This window comes from Actinomadura roseirufa (assembly GCF_900659635.1).
Classification (GTDB): Bacteria; Actinomycetota; Actinomycetes; order Streptosporangiales; family Streptosporangiaceae; genus Spirillospora; species Spirillospora roseirufa.
Genome location: NZ_CAACVB010000033.1, coordinates 1 through 9,541, shown reverse-complemented (window position 1 = coordinate 9,541; position 9,541 = coordinate 1). Strand labels below are relative to the sequence as shown.

General features: G+C 70.9%; 7 protein-coding genes and 2 tRNA genes. 4 read left to right on the top strand and 5 right to left on the bottom strand.

The genetic code is table 11. The annotated features are described in order from the left end of the window. Positions 1 to 39 precede the first annotated feature (39 nt). Complete coding sequence (locus E1291_RS10285; RefSeq protein WP_131737517.1) at positions 40 to 252, bottom strand: DUF397 domain-containing protein; 213 nt, start codon at positions 250 to 252, stop codon at positions 40 to 42. A 314-nt stretch (positions 253 to 566) separates the two neighbouring features. After that, positions 567 to 1,436, bottom strand: coding sequence for a helix-turn-helix domain-containing protein (locus E1291_RS10280; protein WP_131737516.1), 870 nt, complete (start codon positions 1,434 to 1,436; stop codon positions 567 to 569). A gap of 785 nt (positions 1,437 to 2,221) precedes the next feature. On the opposite strand from E1291_RS10280, the gene E1291_RS10275 reads away from it, so the two are divergent. Then, on the top strand, positions 2,222 to 3,919 hold the full coding sequence (locus E1291_RS10275; protein ID WP_131737515.1) for a cyclic nucleotide-binding domain-containing protein: 1,698 nt from the start codon (positions 2,222 to 2,224) through the stop codon (positions 3,917 to 3,919). Between the two features lie 113 nt (positions 3,920 to 4,032). On the opposite strand, the gene E1291_RS10270 is transcribed toward E1291_RS10275, so the two are convergent. After that, on the bottom strand, positions 4,033 to 5,349 hold the full coding sequence (locus E1291_RS10270; protein ID WP_131737514.1) for a sensor histidine kinase: 1,317 nt from the start codon (positions 5,347 to 5,349) through the stop codon (positions 4,033 to 4,035). A gap of 271 nt (positions 5,350 to 5,620) precedes the next feature. Here E1291_RS10270 and E1291_RS10265 point away from each other — a divergent pair, with 271 nt between their 5' ends. Continuing rightward, a complete protein-coding gene (locus E1291_RS10265) occupies positions 5,621 to 6,508 on the top strand; it encodes a LysR family transcriptional regulator (protein ID WP_131737513.1) in 888 nt (295 codons plus the stop codon). 7 nt (positions 6,509 to 6,515) lie between these two features. On the opposite strand, the gene E1291_RS10260 is transcribed toward E1291_RS10265, so the two are convergent. Beyond that, positions 6,516 to 7,445, bottom strand: a complete 930-nt coding sequence (locus E1291_RS10260; protein ID WP_131737512.1) for a glycerophosphodiester phosphodiesterase — start codon at positions 7,443 to 7,445, stop codon at positions 6,516 to 6,518. Between the two features lie 147 nt (positions 7,446 to 7,592). Beyond that, positions 7,593 to 9,017, bottom strand: a complete 1,425-nt coding sequence (locus E1291_RS10255) for an amino acid permease (RefSeq protein WP_131737511.1) — start codon at positions 9,015 to 9,017, stop codon at positions 7,593 to 7,595. Between the two features lie 295 nt (positions 9,018 to 9,312). Between E1291_RS10255 and E1291_RS10250 the strand changes: the two genes are divergently transcribed. Continuing rightward, positions 9,313 to 9,390: transfer RNA gene (locus tag E1291_RS10250), tRNA-Asp, on the top strand. A gap of 20 nt (positions 9,391 to 9,410) precedes the next feature. Continuing rightward, positions 9,411 to 9,484 (top strand) — tRNA-Phe (locus E1291_RS10245). Positions 9,485 to 9,541 lie beyond the last annotated feature (57 nt).

Below are 9,541 nucleotides of genomic sequence, written 5' to 3'. Positions count from 1 at the left end.
CAATTTCATGGCGGGGACGAGGTGAATGCGCCGCGCGACTCAGCGGCCGTCCAGGTCTCCGTTCCGGATGGCGCGCATCAGCACGCGCCACTGGGTGGAATCGAGTGCGAGCATGCCGGCGGAGTGATCCCGCGAGTCGCGGACCAGCACCGCCGTCCCCGCGGCCGCCACCTCCACGCACTCGTTGCCCGAGTGACTGCGGCTGCCCTTGCGCCAGTTCAGTACCGCGCCCCGATCCGACCGATTGACCATCTGCAACCCTCCATCCGTTGCGGGCGGGTGCGTCTCGCCGGCCGATCGGGCAAGAAGAACCCGCCGGCGAGAGCCGAGCCGGGCACAACGAACCACGACCTTGTGGAAATTTTCCCGATCACGAGTGTAAACGGTTTCACTTATCCCGCCTACAAGGGAACACAAGATCACTGTGCGTGCTATGACGGCGACTCGCCTTGTGGGTCTGTCGGTGGGCGTCACCTCCGCTCGCGAACACGGGCGCCGGCCGCGGGGCGGGCCGCTGCGCCGGCTCGGCCCGCCGGGTCAACGGCCAGGTCACTGGGCCGGCCGGGTCACTCCATCAGGTCCTCGGCGGCCTGCCGGATCAGCGCGACCGACTTCTCGGGCGGCAGGGCCTCGTCCAGCAGGATCTCGAAGCTGTCGCGGTACTCGGCGACCCGCTCGTCGTCGTTGATCATGGCGTTGGCGCCCGACCGTCCCTCCAGGTAGAGGACGTCGTCCAAGGCGCCGTCGAACTCCAGCAGCGTGAACGGGCCGAGCAGGCCGAGATGGGCGCCCACCTTGAACGGGATCACGCGGACGGTCACGTGCTCGTCTCCGTCGGCGGCGTCGGCGATGCGCCGGAGCTGGTCGGGCATGATCGCCGGGTCGATCTTGATGCCGACGTGCCGGCGGATGACCGCCTCGTCGAGGATGTAGTGCTGCCGCGGCGGGTTCTCGCGCTTGGCGAGCTCCTGCTGGCGCTGCATCCGCAGCTTCACACCGAACGCCTGCTGCTGCGGGGAGACCATGCCGGTGGAGAGCACCTGCGCGTACTGCTCCGTCTGCAGCAGGCCCGGGACCACGGTCCCGTGGAAGTGCCGGATGTAGGACGCGCCGGCGGCGTACCCCACGAACGCGAGGAAGGAGTCGTCGAACTCGCCCCGGTACGCCTGCCACCAGGCGGGCTCGCGCGCCCCGCGGGCGAGCGCCTGCAGCTTCTCCTGGCGGCTCTCCGAGACGACGTCGTACACCCTCAGCAGGGCCTGGAGATCGGTGCGGGTGATCGAGTTCTTGCCCCCCTCGACCCTGATGAGCTTCGACGGGGACCATTCGAGCGTGCCCGCCACCTGCTCCTGCGTCATCCCTTTCTCCTTGCGGAGCCGGACGAGCTCGGTGCGCAGCAGCGCGCTCTGGACGATGGGGCCCTGGTCACTTGTCATCTGAATCGCTCACCCTATGTCGTCATTGCCAGCAGCCCGTCTGCCAGCTGGCATCCGGCGACATGGCGGAGTACATGACGGCACTCCGTGATGTGCCCGGGCCGCCGGACCCCGATTCCACGGTCCCCGCCCCGTCACGTCGCTGGAATTCACAACTGGAGCTGGCAGTGTGCTGCATGTCGGCGAACTATGTTGTAGCGTGCTAGGTAGCAGATTAGCAGGCTTCACAGAGCCATAGGACGGTCTGCGAGCTCGAAGCGACGATTTTCCTCACACAGGGTGAGTACCGGACAGTACGGGGGCGGTGTTCACCTGACGTCCGGCCCCGGCACCCCGCAGCATCCCTCGGCACGGCGGGGGCCGATCAGGAGGTAACCGGAATCCACACTTCGGACACAATGAGAGTCGCTCCCACCTCCCGCCGATCCCGGTTTGGCGGCCAGGACGACCGGCGGAAAGCGTGAGCGACTCTGGGGACCGCGAGAAACGAGCGCCGGGCCACGGGCTGCGCTGCGAAAACGCAGAGACACCCGTGCTGACCAGGCAAAACGCTCCCTGCGGACTCACCCAGTCTAACCGCGATCACGCGGCAGGGGCTATAGGTGATGCGACTTCGGTCACACCGGCGGACGGATCTCGAGTGGGCACTCGAGGCGTCGTCCCTCCGCCCGCGGCACCGGAGGCGCGCTTTCAAGGCTTGGGGTACTCGTCATGGAGTCAAGTCAGCAGAACCGTCCCTCGCTTCCATCCGCAGACCTCCGTCCGGGCATGAGGGGGGTGCGGTGATGGCCGAACGTGACCATCGGCACGACCCCGACCACCGGGGCGACCCCGACCAGCCCGCGCCGCTCACGGCGGACGCCGCCGTCCCCGCGGTTCCGGAACCGCGAGGCGCCGAGCCCGCGGCACCGGCGGTTCCCGCCCAGGCGCCCCAGGACGGGCCGGCCGAGCCCGAGGCCGTCGTACCGGGCGTCGCCGCCCGCCCGGCCTGGGCGGGCACCGGAACCCCCGCGCACGGCGACCGGGAGGCCGGCACCTTCCGTCACGCCGCGTGGGCGGCCGGAAACGGCCACCAGGCGGCCGCCTCCACGGGACGCGGATTCTGGCAGGCCCTCACCCCGCTGGAGCGGACCGACCTCACCGTCTCCGCCAGCGAGGCCGTCTTCCCCCTTGGCGATGTCCTCTGGCACGAAGGCCAGACCGCCGACCACCTGCTGGTGATCCGCTCCGGCTGGATCAGGGTGTGCGTCGAGCAGGAGGGCGACGAGCGCATCATCGCCCTCCGGGGTCCGGGCGACATCATCGGCGAACGCGCCGCCCTGCTGCTGCGGCAGCGGTCGGCGACCGTCGTCGCCATCGACGACGTCCATGCCCTGCGCATGACCACGCGGGAGTTCGCCGCATACCTGACCGACCATCCACGTGTCCTGGGCGTGCTGGAGCAGGAGATGTACAAGCGGATGACCGAGGGGCACGCGGCGCCGTCACAGCAGGCCCACGGAGCCGCGTCCCTTGGCACCGTCTCCTATGGCCCCGTCTCCTATGGCGCTGGGCCCTACCAGGTGACGCATCCGTACGGCCCGGCCGCGCAGTACGGTCCCCCGCAGCGGTACGCGACCGCGCCCCACTATGCAGCGAACCCGTTCGGACCCAATCTCTGCTCGTCTTATCCGCACGCCCCGCATTTCTGCGCGGCCGTCCCCTACGCGACGTATCCGCACGGATGGCATCCCCCTGCGGTGTGCCAGAACGGCCCGTCCGCCCATGGTGTGCATCCCACGGCCCATGTCACGGCTCAGGCCATGGCCGCGCAGCCGATCGCCGTCACCCCGTCCGGCGCCGGTCCGGGCATGGCGTCTCTGGAGCCGACCGCGCCCACCGTCCCGGCCACGCCGTCCTGGGCGGGCCAGAACTGCACGATCATGTTCACCGACATCGCCGGGTTCAGCGACACCGTCCACCGCGACGACGACGACCGGCTCGAAATGCGCGCCGCCATGTACCGGTTCCTGCGCGAGGCGTTCGAGGAGTCGAAGGTCCCCTGGGACGACTGCCACGCCGAGGACCGCGGCGACGGCGCCCTCATCGTCGTCCCGCCCCGGATGCCCACCACCGCCGTCATCGACCCGCTCATCGCCCGCCTCGCCGCGCTGCTGCGCCGCCACAACCGCCGCTCCAGCCGGGCCGTGCGCATCCAGCTCCGGCTCGCGCTGCACGTCGGCCCGGTGACGCCCGACACCGAGGGCGTGGCGGGCTGGCCCGTCATCCAGGCCGCCCGGCTGCTGGACGCCCGCGTCCTGAAGGAGCGGCTGGCCGCGACCGGCGCCGACCTCGGGTTCATCGCCTCGTCCTTCGTCTACGAGTCCGTCATCGCGCACAGCCCCGGCTACGTGGACGCCGCCGACTACGAACCGGTGCACTGCCGCGTCAAGAACACCGACGTCCACGGCTGGATGCACCTGCTGGGCGCGTCCCCTCCCTGACCGCCACCGATCGCCCGCGGCCCGTTCCTCGCGCGGGCCCGCCTCGGACCGGTTGCCCCGACCCGGCCGGGCCCCGTCCCATCGGCCGACCCCGCGCCGTGCCGCGGGGTTCTTCATTTCCCGGCACGGCCGTCCATCGGGATGCGCATGACGAATCGCGCGCCGCCGTCGCTGTCCTCCAGCGTGAGGTCGCCGCCGTGCGAGCGGGCGATCTCACGCGCGATGGGCAGGCCGAGCCCCGTGCCGCTCGCGTCCTTCGCCCGCCCCGCCGGCAGCCGCGCGAAGCGCTGGAACACGATCTCCCGGTCCGCCTCGGCGATGCCGGCGCCGTCGTCGCGCACCTCCAGCACCGCCATGCCGTCCTCCTGCCGCACCATGATGTCGATCCGCGTCTCCGCGTGCCGCTCGGCGTTGTCGAGCAGGTTCGTCAGCAGCCGGACGAGCCGCAGCCGGTCACCGCGCACGCTCACGCCGTCCCGCAGGTGCGTCACGACCCGCTTGCTCCGCTCGGTCCGCGCCAGCTCGATGGTGACCATCGCCGCGAGATCGATGGTCTCGCTGTCGTTCCACTTCCCCGCGTCCAGACGGGCCAGCTCCAGCAGGTCCGTCACGATCGCCTGCAGCCGGTCGAGGCTCTGCAGCACCGACCGGCCCGTCTGCGGCCAGTCCACCTCCGCCGGGTACATCAGCGCCTCCTCCAGCTGGGCGCGCGCGGCGGCGATCGGGCTGCGCAGGTCGTGCGAGGCGTCGGAGGTGAAGCTGCGCTGCCGCTCCAGCGCCGCGTCCAGCCGGTCGAGCGTGGCGTTCGCGGCCTCGGCCAGCCGGCGGATCTCGTCCCGGTTCTCCGGCACCGGCACCCGGTGCCCCGACCGCCGCGCGGTGATCTCGGTCAGCTCGGCGCGGATCGCGTCCACCGGCGCGAGGGTCCGGTCCACCGTCCGCCAGGTCCGCAGGGACGCCAGCAGCACCACCAGCAGCGAGGTACCGGCGAGGAACGTGACCAGGCTGGAGCTGACGTACCAGGGCGTGGTCTTGGAGGCGGAGTAGACCGTCCAGTCCCCGCCCGGGTGGTACACCCGGAACGCGACGATCGAGTGGCAGCCCCTGAGGCCTTCCGGCGGGCAGAGCACCCGGTCGGCGTACACGTCCCCCTTGGCCGGCATGAACGAGGCGATCGGCCCCTTGCCGAGCAGCGCCCGCGTCGCGGCGACGGGCCGCCGCCCCGCGTCCACGACCTGCAGGCCGATCCCCCGCGGCGCCAGTGGCTCGCGCGGCGCCCGGTTCCCCTTGAGCTGGTACACCAGCTCCAGCGCGGCCGAGGTGGCCCGATCCCGCCGGTGGTCGGCGGTCCGGCTCCGCGCGCCCACGACGATCAGCACGGCCAGGACCGCACACACCGTGACGGTGACCGCCGCGGCCACGACGGTCATCCGCACCCGTATGGACCATGTGCGCCGTCCGTTCACCCGACCTCCCGCAGGTGAGGTCATCACCCGCCAGACCGGAAACAGTCCTGAGAACGGGAGGGCCCCGGCCAAGAGAGGTCAAAGAAATGGTCCACCGGCACCACCCGGTTCCATTCGCTGACCTGCGAAGACGCCGTCCGCGAGAGATCGGGGCCGGTGCCCTTGGCGCGGTCCGGCCGGACCGGATCCGCAGAACTCCGGGCGCTGGAACCACCCACTGTTAGCATCCCCGATTATGGAGCTGCGCCAGCTTGAGTACTTCGTGGCGGTGACGGAGGAGGCCGGCTTCACCAAGGCCGCGGCCCGGCTGCACGTGGCCCAGCCGGGCGTCAGCGCGCAGATCCGCCAGCTCGAACGCGAGCTCGGCCAGCCGCTCCTCGACCGCTCCGGACGCACCGTCCGGCTGACCGAGGTCGGCGCGGCCGTGCTGCCCTACGCGCGGGCCGCGCTCGCCGCCGTCGAGGGCGCCCGGCTGGCCGTGGACGAGCTGACCGGCCTGCTGCGCGGGCACGTCACCGTCGGCATCATCGACTGGATCGAGCTCCTCGACCTGCCCGGCATGATCGCCGCGTTCCACCGCGACCATCCGGACGTGGAGATCACGGTCGCCCAGCGGGACACCGTCACCCTCATCGGCGCGCTGCGCGACGGGGACGTCGACCTCGCCTTCCTCAGCCTCGGCGACACCCCGCCGGAGGGCCTGCGGACGCAGGTCGTCATCGAGGAGAACCTCTACGCCGCCGTCGCGCCGGACGACCCCCTCGCCGGCCGCCCCACGATCACGCTCCGGTCCCTCGCCGCGCGGGACCTCGTCAGCCTGCCGAAGGGCGCCGGGATGCGCACCCTCCTGGACGAGGCGTGCGCGGCCGCCGGGCTGCGGCCCCGCGTCGCGTTCGAGGCCGGGGGACCGCCCGTCCTGGCCCAGCTCGCCGCGCACGGGCTGGGCGTCGCGATCCTGCCCGCCTCCGCCGCCCGGTTCCACTCCGGCGAACTGCACGTCATGCCGATCGTCCGCCCCCGGCTGCACGCCAGGATCGCGCTCGCCTGGCGCGCCGAGGGCCCGCGCAGCCCCGCCGCGCAGGCCCTGACGTCACGCTTCCGCGCCCTGCTCCCCCCGCCCTGAGACGGCCTCAGGACGCCTTCAGCACGCCGTACAGCACGTCCGGCTTGTTCGTGATGATCCCGTCCACCCCGAGGCCGATCGCCCTGCGCATGCGGGCACGGTCGTTCAGCGTCCACGTCTGTACCGACATGTGCGCCGCGTGCACCTTCTTCACATAGGACGCCGTCAGCCCCTTATAGGGCGGGTTGATCTGGTCGGCGAACCGGGCCAGCTCCGGCAGGTCGCCGGCGGCGGGCGTGCCGAGCAGGGCCGTCGGCACCGCCGGCAGCACCGAGTGGAACCGCCGCACCGAGGCCCAGTCGAACGACTGGACGACCAGCCGGCGCTGCCGCGAGTCCCGGCGCAGCCACGACGGGTGGCGCTTCAGCTCCGCCGCGATCCGGCGCTCGATCCCCGGATAGGAGGCGGGGTTCTTGATCTCCAGCAGCAGGCCGAGCCCGCTGCCGCCCATCGCCGTCAACACCTCGGCCAGCGTGGGCACCCGCTCGCCCTTGTACTTCGCAGAGAACCAGGAGCCCGCGTCCAGCTTGCGGACCTGAGCCAGAGTAAGACCGGAGACCTTCCAGGGTCCGTGGCCCGGATACACTCTCTCGGCATTGGTCGTCCGGGCGAGCGTGGAGTCGTGCAGGACCACCAGCTTGTGGTCCCTGGTCTCCTGGACGTCCAGTTCGAAGACGTCCGCGTGCTTGGCCTTGGCCGACCGGAACGCGGCCAGCGTGTTCTCGGGAGCGGCCGCCGACGCGCCCCGATGCGCGACGTCGGCGACCCTGGCGCTGAGCGCCTCGGCCGTCTGCTGGGCCGGGCGCGGGGCGGGAGCGTCGAGGAAGGAGAGACCCTGGGCGACCGGGTCCGGATCCGCCGCGGCGTCCGCCACGGACCCGATGATCGTCGTCGAGGCCACGACCGCGGCGAGCGCGAGACCGTACCGTCGGAACATGTTCACCCCACGGGAGCTGGACGATGTCACGCCCACACTGATTCCGTCCGGTGACGCAAGGGTGACGACCCGGTAGCTGATCATGTACAAAGAGTGACGATACGTGACGGCGGCGGGACGCCCCGAACCTCGGGGCGCCCCACCGGGTCACGCGCTCGCGCCCTCCTCCGCCGGAGTCACCGGCGCCGCCGGAGCCCGCCGCGACGCGGCCCGCACCACCGGCCAGCCCGCCAGGACCAGCACCAGCCAGCCCGCCATCACGTACAACGCGATCCGGGTGTCGGCCTCCCACGCGATCGTCACCGTGACGAACACGAAGAACGCCAGCACCATCCAGTTCGTGTACGGCGCCCACGGCATCCGGTACGCCGCCTTCGGCAGCTCACCCGCCGCCACCCGCCGCCGGTACGCCATGTGCGCCACCAGGATGACCGTCCACACCAGGATCGCCCCACCCGTCGACACCGACGTGATGTACTCGAACGCCTTGTCCGGCACCACCGCGTTCACCACGACGCCGATCCCCATGACCAGCGCGGAGATGACCACCGTGAGCGCCGGGACGCCCCGTCCGCTCAGCCGGGCCAGCGCCTTCGGCCCGTCCCCGTTCACACCGGCCGTCCGCAGCATCCGCGACGTCGAGTACAGCCCGCCCGCGTTGCACGACGACAGCGCCGCCGTCAGCACCACGAAGTTGACGATGTCCCCTCCGCCCGGAATGCCGATCTTGTCGAACGCCAGCACGAACGGGCTCGCGCCGCCCTTGAACTCCGTCCACGGCACCACCGACAGGATCACCAGCAGCGACCCCAGGTAGAACAGCCCGAACCGCACCGGCAGCGCGTTGATCGCCCGCGGGATGTTCTTCTCCGGCTCCTTCGCCTCGCTCGCCGTCACACCCACCAGCTCGACGCCCAGATAGGCGAACATCACCATCTGCAACGTCATCACGACCGGGCTGGCCCCCTCGGGGAAGAACCCGCCGTGCGACCACAGGTTCGATACCTCCGCCGTCTTCCCGGCGTCGCTGAACCCGAACAGCAGCACCCCGATCCCCACGAGGATCATCATCACGATCGCCGCGACCTTGATCATCGCGAACCAGAACTCGAGCTCCCCGAAGAGCTTCACCGAGATCAGGTTCACCACGAACAGCACCACCAGCGCGACCAGCGCCGTCTGCCACTGCTCGACCCCCGGCCACCACTTCTGGACGTACTTGCCGGCCGCGGTCAGTTCCGCCATGCCGGTCGTCACCCAGATGATCCAGTAAGTCCACGTCGTGGCGTATCCCCAGAACGGCCCCAGGAACTCCCGCGCGTACCCCGCGAACCCTCCCTCCGTATGCCGGTACGTGAGCAGCTCGCCCAACGCCCGCATCACGAAGAACAACATGAACCCGGCGACGGCGTACGTCAGGATCAGCCCCGGCCCGGCCTTGGCGATGTTCTCGCCCGCGCCGAGGAACAAGCCCGTCCCGATCGTCCCGCCGATCGCCAGCATCTGGATCTGGCGTGTGCCCAGCTCTCGCTGGTAATCCCCCGCTGCCTGGTCTGGGAGCTTTTCGACCATGCGCCTCGGCCTCTCTCGCCTCTCCACCGCCCCGTGCGGGACGGCGCTGACCCGGGTCAGACTAGGAACCTGCCCCCCAAATGCGAAACACCTCCCCCATCGGGGACGAACCCGCCCCCGATCGGTATCGCCCCGGTACCTCTCCGTTACCGCCTCCTCCCCCGCGCCCTCGCCTCGAACCCGCACTAACGAGTTGGCGCCGTCCTCGGGCATCGCGTATGCTCTCGGACGTCGCCAAGGACCGGGGAAGCCCGGCGGGGACACCACTCCGGAGCCGCTAGGCTCGGAGCAGCAAGGTCCTGTGGAGCAGCTAGGAGTGCTCGCCACCCTGTCAAGGTGGAGGCCGCGGGTTCAAATCCCGTCAGGACCGCCAGACGCGCCGACGCGCGTCCTGGGCAGGTAGCTCAGTCGGTACGAGCGTCCGCCTGAAAAGCGGAAGGTCGGCGGTTCGACCCCGCCCCTGCCCACCTGGTCCTCTGACCAGCGGAAACACCGATAACGGATTGATCACCGACGGTGTACAC